20 protein-coding genes are annotated in these 23446 nt (G+C 35.1%); 2 read left to right on the top strand and 18 right to left on the bottom strand.

What is annotated here, in order from left to right:
- Nucleotides 1-4: 4 nt before the first annotated feature.
- From ACFSC2_RS16700 to ACFSC2_RS16655, 10 genes are read right to left on the bottom strand one after another with little or no spacing between them, the layout of a single operon-like run.
- Nucleotides 5-415, bottom strand: a complete 411-nt coding sequence (locus ACFSC2_RS16700) for a GPW/gp25 family protein (protein ID WP_379815473.1) — start codon at nt 413-415, stop codon at nt 5-7.
- Between the two features lie 2 nt (nt 416-417).
- On the bottom strand, nt 418-708 hold the full coding sequence (locus ACFSC2_RS16695) for a PAAR domain-containing protein (protein ID WP_379815472.1): 291 nt from the start codon (nt 706-708) through the stop codon (nt 418-420).
- Between the two features lie 7 nt (nt 709-715).
- A complete protein-coding gene (vgrG, locus tag ACFSC2_RS16690) occupies nt 716-2461 on the bottom strand; it encodes a type VI secretion system tip protein VgrG (RefSeq protein ID WP_379815471.1) in 1746 nt (581 codons plus the stop codon).
- Complete coding sequence (locus tag ACFSC2_RS16685; protein WP_379815470.1) at nt 2461-3144, bottom strand: CIS tube protein; 684 nt, start codon at nt 3142-3144, stop codon at nt 2461-2463. The genes vgrG and ACFSC2_RS16685 overlap by 1 nt, the downstream gene beginning before the upstream one ends.
- A gap of 2 nt (nt 3145-3146) precedes the next feature.
- The gene (locus ACFSC2_RS16680) at nt 3147-3302 is read right to left on the bottom strand and encodes a DUF5908 family protein (protein WP_379815469.1); all 156 of its coding nucleotides are present in this window, start codon (nt 3300-3302) and stop codon (nt 3147-3149) included.
- 2 nt (nt 3303-3304) lie between these two features.
- Complete coding sequence (locus ACFSC2_RS16675; RefSeq protein ID WP_379815468.1) at nt 3305-3751, bottom strand: phage tail protein; 447 nt, start codon at nt 3749-3751, stop codon at nt 3305-3307.
- A 2-nt stretch (nt 3752-3753) separates the two neighbouring features.
- Complete coding sequence (locus ACFSC2_RS16670; protein WP_379815467.1) at nt 3754-4182, bottom strand: phage tail protein; 429 nt, start codon at nt 4180-4182, stop codon at nt 3754-3756.
- A gap of 29 nt (nt 4183-4211) precedes the next feature.
- Nucleotides 4212-6329, bottom strand: coding sequence for a phage tail sheath C-terminal domain-containing protein (locus ACFSC2_RS16665; RefSeq protein WP_379815466.1), 2118 nt, complete (start codon nt 6327-6329; stop codon nt 4212-4214).
- Nucleotides 6330-6348: 19 nt separating this feature from the next.
- On the bottom strand, nt 6349-7191 hold the full coding sequence (locus ACFSC2_RS16660; protein ID WP_379815465.1) for a hypothetical protein: 843 nt from the start codon (nt 7189-7191) through the stop codon (nt 6349-6351).
- Nucleotides 7188-7790, bottom strand: a complete 603-nt coding sequence (locus tag ACFSC2_RS16655) for a Pvc16 family protein (protein WP_379815464.1) — start codon at nt 7788-7790, stop codon at nt 7188-7190. Before ACFSC2_RS16655 ends, ACFSC2_RS16660 begins: the two co-directional genes overlap by 4 nt.
- Nucleotides 7791-8224: 434 nt before the next feature.
- On the opposite strand from ACFSC2_RS16655, the gene ACFSC2_RS16650 reads away from it, so the two are divergent.
- Both ACFSC2_RS16650 and ACFSC2_RS16645 read left to right on the top strand, forming a co-directional pair.
- Nucleotides 8225-8800, top strand: coding sequence for a hypothetical protein (locus ACFSC2_RS16650; RefSeq protein ID WP_379815463.1), 576 nt, complete (start codon nt 8225-8227; stop codon nt 8798-8800).
- A gap of 3 nt (nt 8801-8803) precedes the next feature.
- Complete coding sequence (locus ACFSC2_RS16645) at nt 8804-10918, top strand: cation:proton antiporter domain-containing protein (protein WP_379815462.1); 2115 nt, start codon at nt 8804-8806, stop codon at nt 10916-10918.
- Between the two features lie 42 nt (nt 10919-10960).
- On the opposite strand, the gene ACFSC2_RS16640 is transcribed toward ACFSC2_RS16645, so the two are convergent.
- The 8 genes from ACFSC2_RS16640 to ACFSC2_RS16605 all read right to left on the bottom strand — a co-directional run bounded on the left by ACFSC2_RS16640 (nt 10961) and on the right by ACFSC2_RS16605 (nt 22595).
- Complete coding sequence (locus ACFSC2_RS16640; RefSeq protein ID WP_379815461.1) at nt 10961-11911, bottom strand: polysaccharide deacetylase family protein; 951 nt, start codon at nt 11909-11911, stop codon at nt 10961-10963.
- Between the two features lie 158 nt (nt 11912-12069).
- On the bottom strand, nt 12070-13437 hold the full coding sequence (locus tag ACFSC2_RS16635) for an alginate export family protein (protein WP_379815460.1): 1368 nt from the start codon (nt 13435-13437) through the stop codon (nt 12070-12072).
- 2 nt (nt 13438-13439) lie between these two features.
- Nucleotides 13440-14462 (bottom strand): MBL fold metallo-hydrolase, encoded by a 1023-nt coding sequence (locus ACFSC2_RS16630; protein WP_379815459.1) that lies wholly within the window; start codon nt 14460-14462, stop codon nt 13440-13442.
- 314 nt (nt 14463-14776) lie between these two features.
- On the bottom strand, nt 14777-16543 hold the full coding sequence (locus ACFSC2_RS16625) for an amidohydrolase (protein WP_379815458.1): 1767 nt from the start codon (nt 16541-16543) through the stop codon (nt 14777-14779).
- A 218-nt stretch (nt 16544-16761) separates the two neighbouring features.
- Nucleotides 16762-17775: an alpha/beta fold hydrolase gene (locus ACFSC2_RS16620; RefSeq protein ID WP_379815457.1), complete on the bottom strand. Its 1014-nt coding sequence runs from the start codon at nt 17773-17775 to the stop codon at nt 16762-16764.
- A gap of 43 nt (nt 17776-17818) precedes the next feature.
- The gene (locus ACFSC2_RS16615; protein WP_379815456.1) at nt 17819-18616 is read right to left on the bottom strand and encodes an alpha/beta hydrolase; all 798 of its coding nucleotides are present in this window, start codon (nt 18614-18616) and stop codon (nt 17819-17821) included.
- A 473-nt stretch (nt 18617-19089) separates the two neighbouring features.
- Nucleotides 19090-21039 carry a sigma 54-interacting transcriptional regulator gene (locus tag ACFSC2_RS16610; protein WP_379815455.1) on the bottom strand — a complete coding sequence of 650 codons (1950 nt, stop codon included), beginning with the start codon at nt 21037-21039 and terminating at the stop codon, nt 19090-19092.
- A gap of 11 nt (nt 21040-21050) precedes the next feature.
- Entirely contained in the window at nt 21051-22595 is a 1545-nt protein-coding gene (locus ACFSC2_RS16605; protein ID WP_379815454.1) for a sensor histidine kinase, read from the bottom strand.
- Between the last annotated feature and the right edge of the window lie 851 nt (nt 22596-23446).

The following is a 23446-nucleotide window of genomic DNA, read 5'->3' as shown; positions in this document are numbered from 1 at the left end:
CAATTTATAAATCGGTTCCTTCTTGTTTGTATAATGGATAAACCATATTTATTCTAGAATTGGTCGCACGAATTTTAAAGTCAATCAAAACCAACAATTCGCCGCTTAGATCATCTCCTTTTGTAATGTCAATTTTTTCAACATCAATTCTGGGTTCGTGATATAAAATGGCTGTTCGAATCAGTTCTGAAACAAACGTTTTTAAAGTCCGGTTTAACGGATTGAATATTAATTCATCCATATTACAGCCGTATTTGGGCTGCATAATACGCTCGCCAATTTTGGTCGAAAGCAGAATTTCTAGACTGCTTTTAATATCAGTTTCACCAGCCAGCATATGCACCGCTTTGGTATTTTCTTTAAATTCAGGCGGAAAACTCCATCCAATACCTAAAAAATCTTGTTCAGTTTCCATCACTAACCAATTAAAACAGTTGGACATCCGGCGACAATTGTACCGCCATGTGCAGTAGAATCTCCCATTCTGGCAGCAGGTTTACCGCCAATTAAGACTGTTGCAGAACCGCCGAGAATGGTGTCGGGCGGACCTGTACAAACCATCATATCACCTAGACAAGCGGCAGGCATACCGCCGATTAATACTGTTGGCGTACCTGGAGGCAGCACTGGACCGCCAACGTGTGGCACTGTTCCGGTAACCATTGGACAAACATGCATATCTGTTATTCTTGCAGCTGGTAATCCCATAATTTGTTTAGTTTATCATTACTTGACTTCCTTTTACAATTGCTACTCCGGCAGAAGATAATTCTGCTCCTGCATTTCCTGCACCTTTAAATTGTGCTGTAGCACTTACGGTGACATTCATTCCTTCAATTTTTACATCTCCGGTAGCTTTTAATTCGATATTCCCAAGACTTTCCATCTTTATTCCGGCGCTGTCTACAGTAATTACATTCGAATTTTCATCTTCAATTTTAATGACGCCTTTGTCTTCATCGAGCGTTATTTTTTTACCAGCTGGCGTTTCAATTGCAATTGATTTTTTCTCATCATTAAACAAGACTTTCATTTCGCTTCGGGTTACAATTCCTTTTTCATGATTATCGTCAGAAGCCGTAATGGGAGCTGGTTTTCCACTACTGTGAAGCATTCCCAAAACAATTGCATTATTCGGATCTTCGTTGATAAAGCCCACGATCACTTCATCTTCAATTTCGGGTCTAAAAAAAATACCTCTTTTGTCTCCGGCATCGGCAGAAGCAACACGGCACCAAATTCCCTGTTCATCATTATTAATAATTGGAATTTTAACCAAAATGCGGTCTTCACCATTTGGGTCACTTTCTAGTTGCGTTACAATTCCCACATGAAGTCCTTTTATTGCTGGAATAATTCCAGAACCAGTTGGTGTATGAATGTCAAAAGTTTCAGAAAACCATTCCGGGTTGAGGCCAAATTGTGCGTCAATTGTCCAATTTCCTTCGGTTAATTCGTGAAAAACGCCCGTGATATAGGCATTTCCGTTAAATCGGTCGCCAACACCTTCGAGTGTAATGATGGTATTTGGCTTTACTGACGGAATTCCTTGAAATTTGGCTCTTCCTCTAATTTTTGATAATTGTTGAAACAGCAGTTTAGCATCGGCCCAATCCTGAAGTTCGGTTTCGGTTATAGTACCGCCGTGACGTAATTCGAGATTTTCGTGATCGATAATTCCAGACAAATCAGAAGCAGAGAGATTTCCGTTGAGACTTACAGCAGGATCATTAGCCTCAATTTCTACTAATTCCTGATTGGTATAATCCCAGCTGTACGAAGACACTTTTGCAAACTGATTTCGGGCATCCATCTCAGCATCAAAATCCAATAAAGAAGAGCCAAACGTAACCGTTTCGACAGGGGATGAACTGACATCTGGTTTGCTAATGGTGATTTTTCCATTTTCAACAAAACAAAGTTTTCCGTTTGCCTGTGCTCTCGAAACTATAAAATCCCAGTCTGAGGTATTGTACTGCACCAATTCTTTATGACTAAAATTGGTCCCTTCAACATCTTTATCCAAACCATACGCGTCTATAATTTCTCCAAAAACATCACTGTCTTTTACATCATAAAAGTATTTGCTCTTTCTGCCAATAGTCAGTTTTACAGCTTCGTCTTTGCATTCAATAATTAATAAAGAAGTGCTGTCTTTTATTTTTATTGCATGTTTAATGATAATGCCTTTGTAAATGGTTTCTTCGTCATTGTGATAACCAGCGTTGATTTCAATTTTTTTTCCTGGAATTAATAAATCTTCATTACTCACCTTAAAATCCCTTTCTGAAGCTTCTCCGTCAACCAAAACAATTTGCGCCATCGGAATCCGATTGATTTCATTTTGTACCACAATGCTTTTTACTTGATAGGTTTTGGATAATTCTTCGCCTTCAACTAAAATTTTATGTGTTACCAAATCGGCACTTTTACTGGTTTGTATGACTCCGCTGTTGTTCATCAGGATTGTTTTTGCAATGGTGGAAAAAATAACTTTTGTCCGGTTTTTAATTTTCTGAAATTCACAATATTATTAACCTTGGCAACTTCCAGATAATACTTAGAATCGCCGTAGATATAGTAAGACATTAAAGGCAGTGTGTCGCCTTCTTTTACAATTCTGTAATGGGTTAAGTCTGGCGACTTATTATTCTCTTTGGCTACTCTTAAATTGTCTTCTACAAAACCTTGAAATTTCGCTTTTGCAATTGCTCTTATCGGAGTTCCGTCGGGTTTAAAGAGTTTAAACTCTACATCCATTTCGGTCAAAGCACCTTTAAAAAGTAATGTTCCCCAAGAAATAATGAGATAATTAGGTTTGTGTTCGTCACCATTATAATCCAAAATCACTTTTTTGAATTTCTCGATATCATCTATTATACCGTCTGGAGTACTGGCATAACCATTGATTACACCAGATCTGTCAAAAACAAAATCGAGTTCGAGGTTTTCGGGTAACTTTTTATTGAATCTGGGCGAAACGGTGCTTGTCCCTGAAGCCTGTGTATCGTCTGTCTCAATCTTATAATGATAGGTGTATTTTTCGGGATTCATTAACGTAGAAAATTCACCATCCGAAATTTTGTTGTTAAATTCGGGGTCACTATAAGCTACAACCTTTAGTTTTTCTAATTCTCCAGCCATGACTAACGTTCTTTTTTACGTTCAATGATTTTCATTACCTGTTCTACACATTCGGCTACAGCATCCTGATCTTTGCTTTTTGGAGCACTTGGAGTACTTTTTTTTGATCCTTCGTTCACGTTTATTTTAATGTGAAGCTCTTTTATTTCTATCGGCATAGCTAACTTTTTATTAAGGTGAAATAATTGTAAGTCAGCTCAACGTTTTCTACTACAAGCTTACTTTCCTCAGCATTAAAATCTTCAACCGTCCATTTTACAGGATACGCGTGAACTATATTCCAAGAAACCAAAGGCTGATGCTCTTCGTTAAGCAGTTTGACTGTTAGATTTACAGGTTTAAAAGAAAAATTTTCAATAGCATCTCTGCACCAGTCGATTACTTTAGAATCAATCAGAATTCCTCTTTTTAGAGTCAGGTTCGGATATTTTGTCTTTACTGGAAGTTTGTGTTTGAATCTATTTTCTCCACCTTCGGCAATTTCTTCGGTTTCGATATCTACAGACAATCCAGAAACCGATTGAAACTGATGGTCTTTTTCTTGCGAACCAAGACCTTCAAATTCAACTAAAAAGTGAAAACCGACAGGTGGATAATAGTTCGCCATGATTAATCATTTTGAATAGACAATCCTTCATGAACCAATTCCATAGATTCTATCGCTACTTCGTTACCATCTGCTTTCAAATCTGTAGACTGTACTTTGGTAGGCCACGCATTTTTTACTTTCCAAGTAATCACAGGTTCGTGTTCTTCATTTAGAAGTTTAATGGTAATATCTCTTCTTTCAATCGTGTTGAGTTTTACGGTATTCCACCAATTGTAATACTCATTATCGCTTGCAAAAGTTCCTCTTTTTAAGGTAATGTTAGAGAATTTCTGCATGCCTGGCATTTTGGTTTTGCTGTATTCTGGACTTGCTCCGTGACGGTATTCGATAACCTCAGTTTCTAGGTCTAAACCAGAAACTTCTGTAAACCCTATTTTTGTTCCACCCCAGTCAACTGAGAAATGGAACTTTGGTAGCGGATAACTCATGATTTATATTTTTAAATGTTAGTATTAAATTAAGATTCCTGCATTTTGTGAGAGAAACGCAGAATAATAAATTCTGCCGGACGCACTACAGCCATTCCGATTTCGACAACCATTCTTCCTTCGAGAATATCCAATGCAGACATGGTTTGTCCGAGACCAATTCTAACATAAAAAGCTTGTTCTGGTTTTGCTCCAGCCAATGCTCCAGCTCTCCATTGCAGAATTAAGAAATTCTCGATCATCGCGCGGACTCTTATCCATGTGTTGGCATCGTTTGGTTCAAATACAAATTGTTCTGTAGCTTTTTTGATGGATTCTTCAGCCATATTAAAAAAACGTCGAACAGGAACATAGCGCCATTCATTATCATTACCAGCCAGAGTTCTTGACCCCCAAATCAAGGTTCCTTTTCCAGTAAAACTTCTAATTGCATTAATGGATTTACCAGCAACTGTATCGACGTTTAAATTGTCCTGATCGACATTTGTAATTTTTATAGCTGGTCTTATTACATAATTAATTCCCACATTGGCAGGCGCTTTCCAAACACCTCTATTAGAATCTACACGAGCATAAATTCCGGCCACGGCACTGCTTGGAGGCAGTGTAAGCGGTAAAGCAGCGATTTCAGCTTTTATAGCGTTGTACGATTTGTTGTCCAAACCTTCGATATCACCTAAATAGCGTCCGTTCATGGCTCCATTATTTACATCGGTAGTGGTGACATTATTGATTTCGTCTCGAATAGTTTCAACAAGCGAAGTCAAATTTTCTGTTAAAGTAGATTGGTTGAAAACATCTACAGAAATCGTTAAATTATCATTTGGTAACTGCGTGATAGAATTGTTTGGCGCTGTTGGCACAGTAAAACTTAATAGTTTTCCAATTTCTCCAATTACGTTAGTGGTATTGGTTTTAACATTTTGAGCTACTTTTAAATTCGTGTTGGCCGCTTTTAATTTGGCGGTCAAATCGATAAGATTGTCTCTTACTTTTTCGATTTTATTATTTCCTTCAAATAAACCAGTAAAAACATCAAGTGCCGCCTGAAGCGCATCTGCAGCGCCAGCCACTTCTTCTACAGAAGCTATAGCAGATTCTGCCGCATTTTGTATTTTATCTTTATCCGAAATCAAAGTATTCAGATCATCGGTTAAAGTTTTTAAAATTGGAATAAAAGCAGTTGTTTTGGCAACACTAAAATCTTCAGATCCAGCTGCGGCATTATTATACCCTGCAGGACTATCAATATAAGTAAGTGCATCGGCAACAGTTCCCGATATTAAATCGTTTACAGCATTCCCGCTGTCATCGGTTACAGAAACTAAGCTTGCTCTGGTAAGTGACAAAGTGGCTAATGCATTAACGACTTCTCCAAAAGCAGTTGCTATCGCGTCGGGAACATTGGTAACATGGTTAATTAAAATATCTTCTTCATTATATCTGTAATCTAAAATAGTTTCCAGATACGGGTAATATGCCGCAGCGTATTTTAAATAATCTTTTTCAAGAGAAATTTTATCTCGAAGCGCTTTAGAATCAATTCCGATATCGGTTGAAGTATAAGTATCGATAATCGTAAATCGATCTTGTAAATCGTGAGATTGGATTAACGCATTAGAATATAAAGAATAAAAATCATCTTCGCTCAGCGCTTTTGCATCTGGAAAAAGAATTAAAGTTGGTTCGTCTTCTGCTTTTAATAAATTTAATCCGGCAGTTAAATCAGCAAATAGAACAGGATTTTCGTTATTATTGACATCTTCATAATTTCTAACCGAAACAATATAACATGGTCCGCCGCCATTTGCAAAATACATTTGAAGCGAATAATACATTAAAAATGGTTTTGGAGAACTTGGCTGATTTACCACAATATTCCTTTCGATTACCACGTTGTCTGTTACCACATCTGTTACATCTACTGAGATGGTATTTTCTGGATAAGCAAATCCAAAATAAGTTTCATAATCCAGTAGAGAGGTAATTCGGGTAGGAACCCTGTCTAAGTCGTTCTCGACTTTTTTAGCAGCTTTTTCAGTATAGCCGATAAAAGCAGGAATCGCTGTTTCTACCTGAGCAACAGAAGGAGGGAACTTTACGATTTCCTCAACATATACCCCAGGTGTTTTGTAAGTTGTTGCCATGATTAAATTGTTTTAATTATTAAATAAATATTTCTGAATAAAAATCGTCGTCGATTTTTAATATTGATTTTACAGATGGATTAGGATAATGACTATCTGCAGCTTGTGGCGGCGTAAAGTCTATGAGAGGATCAAGTTCTACAAAACCGGAATGAGTAAGCGGTTTAGCATCGTTGGTTTCAATAGTTGTCGCAGTTTTGCTATTGATGAATTTCCAAAATGTTTTTCGGTTGTCGAAATGAATTTTAAAATGAGGACTAACAATTTTGCCTGCATTAGTGATGATATTTCCAGAAACATTATCACCTTTAAGATTTAGAGAAATTATTCCAAAAACAGCTTGTTTTTCTATTGATTGTAAAGTTGAAGTAAGAGCAACTGTAGTTTCTTCGGACACCAAAAAATCATTAGAAATTAATTTATTTTCATTTGTTTTTGGAATGTATTGAAAAGAAACCGGCTCTGTTGCTGGCTTTACATTGCTGAACAGAAAAACTCGATTTAAAGGAAAATCCAAATTGGTGTAATTTTCAAACTGATAATCAGTAAGTGAAACAATAAATTTTAAGTTTAAATCGGATGGAATTTTTATAAACGGATCTGCTTCATCTGTTTCTTTTACTTTGACATAGACTCTAAAACCTGTTTTGGTGATTTTAAAAACCATTTTATAATTTTTAAGCAGCAAATTGGTTTCGTATGTTGGTTTAATGACTGTAAACGAATCGATTGTAAAACTTTGGAGCATTTTTTCTTTTGCGGAAGCAGACATACTGGCAAAAGTTTCTTCTCCATTATCAAGAAAGTAATTATGAAAAATAGTTACTTCAAACAAAAGGCTGTATGTAAGATTAAAACTCATGACTGTTCTTTTGTTTTGGCTGTACCTCTGATTTTGCTGATTAATTGTCCAGAACCTTGCGGTAAATTGCGTTCGATTTGTATCATGCTCACTTTATATAAAGCAGACGGAAGCTGTTTTCCTCCTAAAGTGCCCCAGATATAATTAAGTTCTTCAAAAGTGGGAGTGTAGAGTTCGACCGAAAATTTGAAGTTATCGATATTCGCCATTGCCACATTATTTCTGTTATAAATGGTATTGGCTTGTGTAAAAAGTCTTTTACCCTGAAAAAAGGCTATAATTTTTGAAATATCATTTAAGGAATTGACATAAGCCGATCGGTTGGCGCTGAAAAGCAAATACAGATTTAAATTGATAACACTGTTTCTGTAAATGGTTTTCGTATTTTCAATTTTATGATTTGGAAAATTTTTTAAAGTTGATTCTTCATCCAAATTTATTAATGTCAGTGCTACTTTATCTTCCAAATTGTCTGCTACGGTATCGTTTTGAGATTCTAAAAAAGCAATATTTTCTGCCACAACAGTTTTTTCAAGCCCGATTTCGTCGAGATAGTTGTTTACTTGTTCTGTAATTATTTGAATAACTTCAAAAACCATTTTGAATACTATTTTAATTTTACAATTCGAGTTTTTAAAAGCGTGTGGAAGAATACAGCAGAAAAGCGCTAATCAATTTTAAATAAAAAAGATTTTTAGCGGTGCTTTGAGCTTGTAAAAGACTGAGGCTTATAGAGTTGTCGAAGATAGAAAAACGTATAGGTACCAAAAAAGGGGAATTTTCCCCTTTTTTTGATTAATTAAAATATTGATTTATAGTGAGTTGTAAATGTTTTTTAGTGCACTTTGTCTTAGGTAAAAAAACGTCTGAAAATAGCTGTTGAAGTTATTTTTATTGTTTTGAAAGAAGACTGTCATTTTGTTTTTGAATGAATGAATCCTATTATTTCTGATGGATGCAAGACTGTTTATTTGTTTTTTAAACGATTTTAAAAAATAAAATCCTTAAATTGTAAAGACCAAACACACTATTTATGCTTTTTAAGAAACTACTTTTACTATTTTTTTTCTCTATTTTACTTTCCTGCAGTCACAAAAAAGAACAGGAATTGACAACGAGAGAAAATGAACTTTTAAAACGAGAACAACAGTTTGCCGACAAGGAAGCTGAATACCAAAAACTGCTGGATATGAGAGACAGTTTGAATGATCTTAAAACCGTAGAAGATTCTGTTCCTAAAATTAAAAACTGGCCAAAAAATATTGCAATGTCCTGGAACAGTAAAATTGTATGTAGAGAATCTAATTGCAGTAATTATGTTATTGGAGACCAGCGAAATGAAGTCTGGCAGTTTGTATCAGATTCTACAGGAAATTATACAAATGTCATTAATAACAATAAACTGATCCGTGTTTATTCAGGATTGTATGATGCAGAAAAAATTACGCTTGATTTTACAGAAGACAATACCGCCAAAAACAAATTAAAAATAAATATAGTACTTGATGATGTTAAAGAAAGTGTTATAAAGGGCACACAAACCATTATCGGACAGGATAATTGTACCGCAAAATTCTCTGTCGAACTTACACCTTCTTCAAAAAAATAACACATGTTTTTAAGTATACAACATATTACACTTCCTATAGACGATCCGCTTTTAAAATTCCTAATAGAACTGATCATTATTTTATGTATTCCGCTTTTGCTCAACAAAATAAAAGTACCGCATTTATTAGGTCTTATTATTGCAGGTGCCGTAATTGGTCCAAACGGATTTAATGTCCTTTCTAGAGACAGCAGTGTCGTGGTTACTGGAACAACTGGCCTTTTATACATCATGTTTCTGGCGGGACTAGAAATTGATATGGGAGATTTTAAAAAGAATAAATGGAAAAGCATCACATTTTCTATTTACACTTTTGCAGTTCCCTTTGTATTAGGATTTCTAGGAGGTTATTATATATTACATTTTTCGGTTCTCACATCTATTCTTTTCGCAAGTCTTTTTTCGTCACATACCTTAATTGTTTATCCAATGATAAGCGGAATGGGAATTGCTAAAAATCTCTCGGTTAATATTACAGTCGGCGGTACTATGATTACAGATGTACTTTCGCTTTTGGTATTGGCAGTTGTCGTGGGAATGTCGCAAGGAGAAGTCGGGGCCGCTTTTTGGATCAAATTATCGGTTTCAATGGTTTTGTTTACTGCGATCGTTTTATTACTGTTTCCGATAATCGCAAGATGGTTTTTTAAAAATGTCGAAGACAAAATATCGCAATATATTTTTGTAATTGTAATGATTTATCTTGCGGCGCTGCTGGCAGAACTAGCAGGAATAGAAGCCATTATCGGTGCCTTTTTTGCCGGATTAGCACTCAACAGATTGATTCCGCATACTTCCTCACTTATGAATCGAGTAGAGTTTGTGGGTAACGCCATTTTTATTCCTTTCTTCCTAATTAGTGTCGGTATGCTGATTGATTTTAAAGCCTTTTTCAAAAGCTGGGAAACTTTGGGTGTTGCTTCGATAATGTTAATTGCTTCCATTGGTGGTAAATACATTGCAGCGATGATGACCAAAAAAACTTTTCGTCTAACGAATGATGAAGGACAGCTTATTTTTGGTTTGAGTTCAGCATCTGCAGCCGCAACTTTAGCTTCGGTTATGGTAGGATATAATATCATTATTTCTGAAACTGAAACAGGCGAACCAATAAGGCTTTTAAATGAACATGTTCTAAATGGAAGTATTCTTTTGATCTTGATTTCGTGTACAATATCATCTTTTGTCTCTATGGCAAGTGCACAGCGCATTGCCGAAGCTGATAAAGACGACACCGTTTCTGGAAAAAACGAAGACGATGAAAAAATCCTGCTTGCCGTAAATCATGAAGCAACTGTAGAAAAAATGGTTAATCTGGGTTTAGTGGTAAAAACGAATACAAACCCAAATCTCTTTGCTATTAATATAATCAATGATGAAGCGAATGAATCGTCTGAAAAAAATGCAGAAAAAATATTAGGCGCTGCAAATCAAATGGCAGCTGGGGCAGATGTAAAATTAAAAGCAATAACAAGACACGATAATGATGTTGTAAACGGTATCAGCAATGTGATAAAAGAACAGGGAATAACCGATCTTATTATTGGACTAGAAGGGCAAAAAGGTTTTTCGCCTAGTTTTATATACAATTTGTATAATGGTTATCTGCACAATAAAAATATCAATGTTTTGGTTTATCACGGTGTACAGCCATTATCAACAATCAAAAGATATGTGGTTTTAATTCCTTCAAATGCAGAAAAAGATGCTGGATTTTTTCATTCCATGCTTCGAATTTGGAATATCGGACGTAATTCTGGAGCGAAAATGAGTTTTTTTGGAAATGATAAAACACTCGAAATTTTGAGGAGAATTGCAAAAAATGCCAATCTTGAAGCCGAATTTAATACTATTTCTTCATGGTCTGAGGCGGTACAAAAAGCCTATAGTCTAAAAGAAGACGAAGGACTTATTGTTATGATGGCCGATAGAGGAATGTATTCTTATTTTCCACAAATGCGCGAAGTACCTGAATTACTGAATAAAAAACTAGATAACAATTATCTGTTGATTTATCCTTTCTCTAAAACATACAAAAATGCTTCTGAAAAAAGAGCTGTAAGTAATCTGGATGATTTTGCTGAAATTGGAAAAATCATTGGTAGGATTTTCAAATAAATAAAACAAAAAATGGAGAATTACGATGTTCTCCATTTTTTATTATTCTCGAATTGACGTTTTGTCCTCAAGCGTCATTTTTGCAATTTCATCTTTTCGTTTAAAACTGACTCCTTTATGTTTTTTCATATAATCAATTAAATCAGAAGTAACTTTTACCATTTGCGGCGTGCCTCCAATTCTGTCGTGAAAACTTATAGACATTTGTCTGCGTTTGAATTCGCTCTCCGCATAAAGCTGATCAAATTCTGCTTTTACCTGATTAAAAAATTGATCGGCAGAAAAGTTTTTTCCTTCAACAAGAACTATATCATTACAGCGAATCGTGTACGGAACCACAACAAAATCCTTTTGATTGGCTTGAATTATGAAAGGTTCATCTCGACTTAAGTCATCAATATGATAAGTAAAACCCAATTCCTGAAGAATTTTAATGGTGTTTGCGCCACGTCTAAGCCAATTGGCATTATATCCTACAGAAGTAAATCCGGTAACATTTTTTACAGCGTCAACGCCGGCTTTTATAAATTTCTTTTCTTCTTCATAAGACATTGCGTATTGTGAACTCCAATTCATTCCGTGTGCCGCAGCCTCATGACCGCGCTGTACAATTTCTTTCGCCAAAGCAGGATTTTGCAAAACTGCAGAACCCACCATATGCGACGTAACTTTTATGCCATGTTTGTCCCAATTGTCCAACATTCGCGGAATCCCTTCTTTATAACCATATTGGTACCAAGTCAAAGCCGGAAGATCTATAAATCCTTTCTGCATATTTTGTGGAAAAGGACTTTCTGCATTTTCTGGCTGTCCGCCGGCTTCAAACTGCATAGAGATCGAAACTACTAATCGTGAACCGTCCAGCCATTTATTTTTTATAGATGCCTCCATTTTTTCTTCTTTTTTATGATTTGAAAAGGCATCAACAGGATTTGCTAATAATGCAGCGCCTGTTAAACCAGCCATTTGTATAAAATCTCTTCGTGTTGTCATTTTTTTGATATTTAGAAATTACCATATTCTTCTTCTAGTTTTGTCATTCTGAGGAACGAAGAATCTTCGCAAGCAGCTCCGCACAGTAATTCGCCAATCTTTGTGGAGCTGCTTGCGAAGATCTCTCCTTCGTCGAGATGACAAACTGAGGTTACACATTAAAACTTAAGCTGCATAGTTACTCCAGTAAAAACCATATTTTTACCCGCTCCCGAAGCCTTTAAATAGTCACCGGCTCTAAACCAAGTCGCTTCCAAACGAAAATATAAATACTGATTTGGCTGATAAATGATTTCGCTTTCCAATTGATTACCAATTTTTTTCGCATCTGTGGTATTTCCGGGATAAATCATCATGGTGTTTGGGCCGTAAATTCCGTCAGTTGCGCTGTAACGCCAAAACATATCATAATCCAAAACCCATTCAAGATTTTTATACAATTCAAAACTTAACGACGGATGAAAATCAACCAAATTCGAAGGTCCAATTACCGAAGCAAGTCCGAAATAAGCACCTCGTGGAAACAACGGATTAAAAGTTCCTATTTTATCATCGCCCGAAGTTTTATCACCGCTGATTAATTCGACTTTAAAGCCAAGTTCAGGTTTCAGAACTACAGAAGAAAATCGATAACCCGTATTCAGAGAAACCGTCCAGGCTTCAATATCTTTTAAATCAATACTTCCAAACTGGTAAACAGCTTCAGCATCGTAACGCCAGTTTTCATATTTTCCCCAAATTCTAGTTCCAACCGAGTGTCTTTGCTCCAATCCGCTTGCGTCATCAAAATTGGCATTGGCTCTTTTGTAACCTAAATAATAGAGATCGATATTCTTTAAAGCCGGAATTTTATTGATGACAAAATAACTTCCCCAAAACTGTCTTTTTTTATTCGAATAATCATCAAAAATTCCGTCTTGTGCTACCACATAATGACTATAAAAGAAATCACCACGATAATTTCCAAAACCCGCAATCGCTTTTACAGCGTCAAAAGACTGACGATTATTCGGGCCGTCCCGCACTGCAACCAAACGCTGTGAACCGTAACTCAATTCCTGTCTTCCCGCTCTAAAAAGCAGTTGTTTGTCTTTTTCTGATAGTAAAGAAATATCAATAAATCCCTGATGCACTTCTAGCGGATCACTATCAACTGGACTCGGATCAATTTGTCCGCTCGCATTACTACTTTGCAATTGAACAAAAGCCCTAAAATGTTTTCCCGCATGAAAATCAGCATGAAGCAAAAAACGGTTTAAGATGTAGCCGTCATTATCTACAGGATCGTCTCCCCATTTTTCGTTTTTAGCATAAAAATATTGATAGCGAACTTCGCCGCCAAAACTTAAATACGTTTCTCCTGAAGCAGAAATCGGTATATATTTCATTGTTTTGTACCAGTTTTTTTTCACCGTATCATTTTGTAAAACAGCATAGCTTTCGTCAAAACGCATCGGTTTAAATTCTGGATAAGATTGAGAATATAATCCAAAACAACTGAAAAATAATAGAATAAATTTTTTCATGGCTATTTGCCTAAATTGTTTTTCTTAATATCGTTGTAAGCGTTCGGAATGTTAAAGTTGTAATGCAGCCAATTAAAAAGTACATAACCTTTATCAAACTCTTTCATAGTAACCGAAGTTTTAACCTGTTCCAGAGTTTCTCCTTTTTTTACAGCTGTTTCAACATTTTGTTTTAAAGCATTGACATAATCAATCGTATATTTGATGCCTTTTTTATCAGTAATTCTTCCGTGTCCAGGAACCACAACATCGTTATCACCAATCATGTCATAAATTTTCTGAAGATTTTTAACTGGTTCCAAAAAATAACCATCAAAAAGCCAAGGAATAGCGGGACTTTCAGCAATAAACGGATTTCCAGCCCACAAAACATTTTTGTCTGTATCTTTCAAATAAACAAATAAATCTGCCGGAGACTGCGCCGTTCCTGTATTGATGATCTGAACAATTTTTCCGCCTCCCAAATCTAATTTCATGCTTTGGTTTACAGCAATCGTAATGTCAGCAGGACGATAAACACTTTGTTCGATGCCGCGATCTTTACCAAAAAGCATAATCATAAAGTTTTTGATATTATCGTAATTTTTCGCCAGATTCTCTTTGCAGAATTCGTTCTGAATGATAATTGTTTCTTTTGGAAGCAAATAATTTCCGAAGCAATGATCGCCGTGATCACTGGTGTTCACAGCGTAAACAATTGGTTTTGGCGTTACCGAACGAATCAGTTTATACAATTGGTCGTAAAGTCTTTTACTTAACATCGTTTCGATCAGCAAAACACCTTTATCACCCACAATAAATCCCGCCGAAGTCGCCTGCGGAATCCCTTTTGTGGTTTCCGTTTCAGTTGTCGAAGGCGAAACCGCATAAACATTGTTCGAGATTTTATGTAATTGAAGCGTAACTTTATTAGCATCCCAAATCGGAACTTCGGGTGGCATTGGCATCTGTGCGTACGTATTTTGTGCTGTAAATAATGAAATTACAAACAGCAATACAGCTAGTATATTTTTATAATTTTTCATAATTGATTTTTTATATTTTTATATTTTTAGAAGCAGAAGATTTGGCTTTTTCAGGAAACATGGTTCCTGCTCTCCGTTATATCTTTCCTTTTTTAAAGAAAAAAAGCAAAGGATATCACTGCGATCAGGGCTAAAGAGAAACATTTTGCTCTCTTGGTTTCATTCTTTCAATATCAATAGCAATGACAAATTTCAATGACAATGGCAAATTCAATGGCAATGGGATGCGAATGACAAATAATTCTGTGTTAATTACCACGCTATAAATTTGATACTGATATCGAATTTGTCATTGCCATTGAATTTTTCCATTGTCATTGTTTCTGATAACCGCCAAAATATTTCACTGGCGACCAATCCGGAATTACCGCTGGAATTTCTGGACTCAACGCTTTATATTCCGCGGAAGCGTAAACAATTTTTCCGTTTACAATCGTCATTACCGATTCTATTTTTCGAATATCGTCCGCTTTAACCGAAAAATAATCGTCAGATAAAATCGCCATATCGGCATACATTCCTTTTATAAGTTTTCCTTTTTCTTTTTCCTCTCCAGAAAACCAAGCGCTTCCGTTGGTATACAATTGCAGTGCAGTATATTTATCTAAGATTTGATCTTTCGGCCAAAACTGCATGCCGCCAATTGTTTTTCCGGTAATCAGCCAATGTAAAGACATCCAAGGATTAAAAGTTGAAATACGTGTTGCATCAGTTCCCGCTCCAACCGGAATTCCTAATTCAAGCATTTTCTTGATAGGAGGAAGCTGTGTTTTTGGAGCGCCATACAATTTGTTGTACAATTCGCCTTGATAATACATTCTGAATTGAACAGCAATTCCGCCGCCTAATTTCTTAACTCTTTCCAACTCAGAAGGTGTAATGGTTTCAGCGTGGTCAAAAAACCAACGTAAACCGTTAAACGGAATTTCTGTATTGACTTTCTCAAAAACATTCAACATTCTGTCAATAGATTCGCCATAAGTTGCGTGCAGACGAAACGGCCATTTGTTTTTGGCTAATAATCGAATAATTGGTTCCAGATCTTTTTCCATTTCATCAGACAAAACAATTCTCGGTTCGAGAAAATTTTCAAAATCAGCTGCCGAAGCCACGATATTTTCTCCAGCGCCTTCTTCTACATAACCATTTGCAACTATCAAATTATCATTTTTATTGATCTGCGTTTCGGCAACCCATTTTTCATAATCCTGTAATTCTCTTCCTTTTTGCTGTGCAAACAAATAATACGAAATACGAAGACTTAGTTTATTTTGTTTAGCCAAATCCAGCGAAGTAACATAATCCGCAGGAAAGTTTTGACTTCCTCCCGCAGCGTCAATTACACTTGTTAATCCGAAACGATTTAGTTCTCGATTAAACTGTATCGAGCTGTTTATACGTTCCTCGGGAGTTAGTTTTGTGGTTAATCCCATCGTCATATAAATCGCTTTTGGAGTTTCCTTTGCGTACATTAACCCCGTTAAATTGCCTTTTGAATCTTGCTCTAAAACACTTCCTTCGTATTTAGTGTCTTTTGTATAACCCAAAACTTCAATTCCTTTTTTGTTTAGAAAAGCTTTTCCGTACAAATAGGTAATAAAAACAGGTTTGTCAGGAACCGCAGCATTGATTTCGTCAATAGTTGGCTGTCTTTTTTCTTCAAACTGAAATTCGTTCCAGCCGCCAATAACTTTAATCCAAACACCTTCTGGAGTTCTTGCCGCTTGTTCTTTCAGCATTTCCATTGCACGCTTTAAGGTTTTTACACCATCCCAACGGAGTTCAGTATTATAATTTAGTCCTTCACGAATAACATGCATATGACTGTCATTCAGTCCTGGAATAACTGTTTTTCCTTTTGCATCAATTGTTTTTGTTGTTGATGATTTATAAGAAGCCAGAATATTTTTTGCTGTTCCAGTATCTAGAATAATCCCGTCTTTCATGGCAATAGCTTCTGCAAATTCGCCTTGTTTTTGCATCGTTGCCACTTTTCCATTATAAATAATCAGATCCGCTTTTTGCTGTGCTTTTGCAAAAAAGCCAGTCAAAATAAAAAATAGTATGAGTATATTTTTCATGATAAAAATATTTTAAAGTAATCTGTTGAATTTTATTTAAACACATAGAAACATAGTTTACTTTATGTTGAAAGGCGTTTCACTTGCATCAATACACATAGCTTTGACTTCTGTAACTATGTGTTAGAAACTAGTTTCTTTCCATGCTCTTTCTCAACAGTAAAAAAATCTATATTTCTATGTGTTTAAATAAAATTCAACAGTTTACTTATTTCAGATTATTTAGCTAAGAAAAATGCCAGTAAGTCTTTTTGAACCTGAGCCGTATTTTCCTGAACCAGCCAGTGTCCTGCACCTGCGATTTTAGATTCAGTCACATTCTCAGCCACTAATTTGGAGTGATCTTTTAGGAAAGCTGCCGCAAAATATTCGCCGCCCATTGCTAATAATGGCATTTTTAGTTTTTTCTTCATAAAAATAACATTGTCTTTTCCGTCCTGATCAAATGCGCCAAACCATTTAAATGCCGCTGTTGTTCCCCCTTCAGTTGCATAAGCTCTAATAAATTCAGCTTGTTCTTCGGCAGTAAACGGATCTTTTGCGTGTCCAACCACAGGCCAGAAATTAGTTAAGAACTCTTTTTCTTTTCCTTTTACAATATCTCCAGAAGCCGGCCATGCAAAGAAACCAAACCACCAAGCAGATCCTTTTACATTAGACCAAACTGGCTCAATTCCAGGTAAAAGCGCATCCATAAGAGCTATTTTATTTACGCTGTCTCCATATTGCGCCGCATAAGCATAAGCTACCATCAGACCAATATCGTGTCCTGCCAAATTGATTTTTTTATACCCAAGCTGATTCACTAATTCGTGAATGTCTGACGCCATTGTTTTTTTATCGTAACCGCTTTCTGGTTTATCAGACTCGCCAACACCTCTTAAATCAGGAGCAATTACAGTAAAGTGTTTAGAAAGTTCTGGCAAAAGTCGGTTCCACATATACCAGTTCTGACCAAAACCGTGAACTAACACCAAAGGATCGCCTTTACCGCCAATTACGTAATGAATTTTGATTCCGTTTACGGTTGCCGTTTCGTGTTTAAAATTGGCTGGCGGATCAGCTGGTTTAGTTTGAGCAGCTTCTGTTTCAGCCGTTTTTGTTTCAGTAACAGGAGTTTCTTCTGTTTTTTTATTGCAGGAAATCATAGTTAGTAACAAAAGAGCAAAGGCAAAAAAGTGCTTTATTCTAATAGTGAAATTGGGGTTTAATTGAAATAAAATAGTTTTCATAATTTAAAATTTTAGTTAATGATTAAAAAAATATAATTGGTTATTAAATACTCTTTGAAGGCAATTGTGCCAGCCATTCTTGTATATAAACAGCAATTTCCTGCCAGCCCGGCTGTCCCAAAACAAAATGATTTCGTCCAATAAAAACTTTGTAATCGGTAATGGAATTTTTGTCTGTATATTTTTTGTAATTAGATAAGTTAAGCGATTCAGGAATAGTATGATCTATTGAACCCGCGATCATCAATAACGGATTATGAGGCGCATTAAAATCTACTTTTGCTGCAGAGGTTATAGTATCTCGAACAATCAATTTAGATTCTGGAATTGCATAAGTACAATAAGACGTTTCCTGCCATTCTTCGGGCATTCCGTTCGTAAAAGCATATTGCCATTGACTAAAGCTCATCATAAATGTTTTTTTAGTCGAAGTAAAAAATCCTAACGGACCCCAGCCAGCTTTTAAGAATGAAAATTTAAAAGTCATAATTCCTTGTGGCGGAACAGAATGTATTGCAACTGCTGATGTTACAAGATTTCGCTGCAAAAGAATTTGAGCAATAAGTCCGCCTATTGAATGACCAATAACAATTGGTTTTTGAGGTAATTTTTTAACGATGTTTTCAAAATATAAAATCAATTCTGATAATCGTAAACCAGCAATTTGCGGATCGGGGTGTCGCTCACGAAGTACTTCTACAGGCGCATCTTTGTATGGCCACGGTGGTGCAAGTGTTTTAAATCCTTTATTTTCGAAAAAGGTCTTCCATTCGTCCCAGCATTTATTGCTCACAAATGCACCTGTAATAAAAAGAATTGTGTTCGGGGTTTCGCTTAGCATAATAACCTATTTTAGTGTTATGCCAAACTGTATGCTAAAACCAGACCTTTTTGTTTAGTTAATTGAAAAACAGTGGTTTATGTTGTTTTTACTGATTTACAGCCAACTATATTTCGTTGTAAAACGAAAAAGAAACGACTTTATATCGTTTCTTTTTATTTTAATCATTTATAATTTATGATTTTGAATAGGGAGGTTTATGTTTAATGTTGTGTATTTATGTGAATTGAGATTTAATTAGGAATTATAGTTTGAATGTGTAACGTATGGATTGCGTTCCCGAGGTTGAAACCGTGGGCTATATTTATTCATTGTGGAATTTTTTCGTATAGAAAATTGTTTTTTGTATAATCTTTATCAAAAATATCCCATGGTTTCAACCATGGGGACGCATTGTAAACGCATCGAGAATGATAAATGATTATCAATGAATGAAATTACAAATGAATTGTATTAAATAAAAAATCATAATTCTAAAAATGACTTCGCTTAATTCCAAGTTTTTGCATTCGCGAAGCCAGTGTAGTAGGAGGAAGGCCTAATATTTCGGAAGCACCGCCAGTGCCCCTTATTCTTCCGTTACATTTTTCGAGAACATTTATAATATGCTCTCTTTCATTTTCTTGGATGGTTTTAAAATACCATTCATTTGAGCTGTTATGAACTTTAATTTCCTCATGAGCAGGAAGCGGAATATGTTCTATTATATCAGTTTTAGCCAAAAGAATACTTCTTTCAATCAGATTTTCTAGTTCTCTGATATTACCTGGCCAATGATAAGAGAGTAAACTTTTTAAAGCCGTTTCGGATATTTCGCTTACATTTTTGCCATTTTTGGCACTGTAAACTGCGATAAAATGGCGTGCTAGAAGTCCGATATCTTCTTTTCGTTCACGTAAAGGAGGAAGTTGAATCGGGAAAACATTGAGTCTATAATATAAATCTAATCTAAAACGTCCTTCGGCTACCTCTTTCTCTAAATTACAGTTTGTGGCCGCGATTATTCGAACATTCACTTTTATAGGAGCATTGCCGCCAACGCGTTCGATTTCTTTCTCCTGTAAAGCGCGAAGTAGTTTTGCCTGCATTTCGAGAGGCATTTCGCCAATTTCATCCAAAAATAAAGTGCCGTTGTGAGCTTGTTCAAATTTACCAATTCGTTTTTCTGTGGCTCCTGTAAAAGAACCTTTTTCATGACCAAATAATTCGGATTCAATTAAACTTGGAGGTAAGGCCGAACAATTTATTTTTATAAAAGGCTGATTATTACGATTCGACAATTGTTGGATACTTTGTGCAATACTTTCTTTACCTGTACCGCTTTCGCCTGTAATTAAAACAGTTGTTTCTGCTGGCGCAACTTGTATTATATGGTCGAATAATTTAAGTAAAATAGCACTTTTCCCTACAATCGATTCAAAACCAGATATTTTTAAATTTTTATTATTGCTTTGATGTGCAGCTGAATTATTCTTTTTATTGAGCTTTTTATCATGACCAACTAAGTTTTCAATCGCAAAAATTAAAGGCTCCTGAAGTCTCTCGCAAAGATTTAAGATATTTTTATTGTAATTGTTGTCCTGTCTGCTGAAAAAAGAGAGATATAATCCGCCATTTTCATTAAAAGTCAACGGAACAGGGAGCATGAGATTAGACCGCATATTCATTGCGTCGGCAATCATTTTTTTAATTGGTGTTTTTTCACATATTTTTATAAAATCCTGATCGTTATAGAAAGTAGCTTTTGTCTCGACTTTGCTTTTGCTTCGAAGTTCATTTATCTCAGACTCTTTTAAAGCCGTAATGTTTTGTAATTCCTCAATTCCAATCTTTTGATATTCATGCAAACCCGTTCTGGCATAACCTAAAACCTTATTTGACAATTTATTATCCAAATAAAAAACGGCCATAACAAGATCAAAAGAAATTAATGATTGTAAAGAAGTTATAATATTAAGGACCCTTTCATCCCAAGAACCACTTTTTGTGATTATCGTTTTTAATTTCTTCTGAAATAAAAGTTCCTTTCTAATCGAAGACTCAATTCCATGTTCCTGATGATATTTTGCAATTTCTATGGTTACCAAAAGATCTTTCTCTCTAAAAGGTTTGACCAAAAAACCGTACGGATGTGTTAGTTTTGCTTTATTAAGAACCTCTTCATTAGAATTAGCAGACAAATAAATAAAAGGAATGTTGTCTTCCTTAAGTATTTCGGCAAGATCAATACCGGTTTCTTTTCCTGATAGAAAAATATCAAGCAAAACCAATTCAGGTCTTTCCTGCGCAATATAATATTTAGCATCGGCTACAGATCTAGCCATCCCGATAATAGAATGTCCTGCTTTTTTAAGCATAATCCGCAAATGATTCGCCTCAATAAATTGATCTTCGACAATTAGAATTTTTAGTGACTTTGCCATAACAGCGTAATTTATGTATTAATCAATTGTTCGTTCATAGAAAATACCAATATCATTTTGGTACCGTTGTCGTTTTCGATTGTAAATAAGCCTTTTATATCTTCAGAAAGTCCGTGCATTAGTTGTATTCCAAGCGAAGGATTGTTATAAGGATCAAAATCCTTCGGAAGACCAATTCCGTTATCATGAATCGTTAGAACAATTCTTTTATCACTATCACTTTTCAAAGAAATTTTAATTTCTTTCGTTTTACCATTCGGAAAAGCATATTTTATAGAATTAGTAATGGCTTCGTTAAAGATTAAGCCAATTGGAATGGAATGCGAAAGAGGAAGATCAAAGTTATCAATATCAAGTATAAAACGTATAGATTGGCCTGTATCAAAAGAATCCTTTAAATATTCAGTCAGCTCAAAAATATAAGAAGGCATATGCAGCATCGAAAGATTTTCTGACTGATATAATTTTTGATGAATCAAAGACATACTCTGTATTCTATTCTGACTTTCGTTTATGGCTTTGATAGCTTCTTCATTCTTTAAAAACTCGGCTTGGCTTGCAAGAAGGCCAACAACCATATGCAAGTTATTTTTTACCCGATGATGAATTTCCCGAAGTAGCCATTCTTTTTCAATTACCAGATTTTGTAAAGTATTGTTTTTTTGATGAATTTCATTTTGCTGTGTTTCCAGTACCAAATTTGTTTTCTTCTTAAACACAAAACTTTTGTAGAGTAATCCTAAGATTATGAGTAAAAGAACTAGAGAAATTATCATTGAATTACGCAAAAAAGCTTCACTTTTAAGCTTGTTCTGTTGAGCAAATGTCTCATTTTTAAGTTTAATAATATCCTTGTTTTTCCTATCTGCTTCAAGAAGAATACTTAATCTTAAAGAAATGGGGTAGATATCTTTTTCATTAAGATGTGCAGCTCTATAATAATATACCGCTCTTTTTAGTGCATTCATAGAATTGAAAAAGTCGGAACGTGCAAAATATAACTCACTAATTTCTTTATAACAATCACCAATTCTTTTATTGTTTTTTGAACGTTTGAATATCGAAGCCGCTTTGTAAATTGGTGTCATTCGCTCAGATATTGGTGCATTTGTACGCATTTTGGCAGACCAGACCATTACCCATGCCTCTCCCAAATCATCTATTTGATTTGTTTTGTTTAAAAAATCGATTGCTTTTCTGGCGCAGACTTCTATCATAGAATTGTTATTCCTCAATTGATGAAGCATTGACAATTGCAGATAGCACTTACCAGCATAAATATCAGAATGCAAAGATTCACTTAAAAGAAGAGCATCTTTAGCATAAATAAAAGCTTTCTCTAATGTTGTTGGATTTTCATAAGATTTTTGATACCAATCACTTAGATTAAGTAATGTATTGATTTTATTGATGTCTGCATGTAAACCATTTAACGATTTTTCAGCCTTTTTTACCTGTAACTCCGTATAAACTTGTTCATTACCAGTCATTATAGCAGAATCGCCAATAATAAGCAGTACAAGGATAAAATACCTTATGAGTAAAGATGGTTTCATTTATAAATTTTGAGTATGATAAATCAGTATCTATTATAATGTATAAGATAACGTGTACTTAAATCTAAAATGGCTTTTACTCTGATTAAGATTTTTTTAATCATACCGCTTGTTTCACTTTCATCACTAGATTGAAGGGCTAAGATTTGACAAAAGTAAAAGCGATAAAAGAATCTGTTTTTGGATTAAATACATTCTTCCATCATTAAATGACTACACGAAGGTATTGATAATAAGATTAAATTAGTTTAAAAATATTCAAATTTGAGAAGCAACGATATTTCGTCGGGAAGACTTAAATGTTATACATATATATAAGTATAGTTTAACAAGTTTCAAAACCTGTCGGGTTTGTTTTTTTGTACATAATATATAAGTATAGTTGTTTAGTCACCTAACAGGTTTCCAAAACCTGTTAGGTGTAGATCAACATCCAAATAAAGCAGCGCTAAGTATTGCCCAATACTAAATTGGAATTTAAAAAAGTGAAATTTCAATAATAATAAGGAGCTGTTTCCTGCTGTTCCTTCCAATCTTTGGGGCCGAACCCCGGCCCCAAAGGATTTTCCCTCCCATCAGGGCTATGGCAGGCAGTTTTCAAAAGAGTTTTAAGGATAAAAAGAGCAAAAAGAGGGATAGAAAACTAAAAACTCCATAAAAATTGCGATGGAACACAAGTATAAAATGTCAAAACAACACACGGAACAAGAAAAAACCTACAAAACAAGAAAAAACATTGCTTTGTAAAGGAGCTGTTACCAGCGAGTTAAGAAAAAGATGGAAAAAAGATGAGAAAAATATAAAAAAAAGGCTTGAAAATGTAAATAAAGGTTCTACTTTTGCACCCGCAG

The organism is Flavobacterium artemisiae (assembly GCF_042678225.1).
Classification (GTDB): Bacteria; Bacteroidota; Bacteroidia; order Flavobacteriales; family Flavobacteriaceae; genus Flavobacterium; species Flavobacterium artemisiae.
This window is presented reverse-complemented; position numbering and strand designations above follow the sequence as displayed.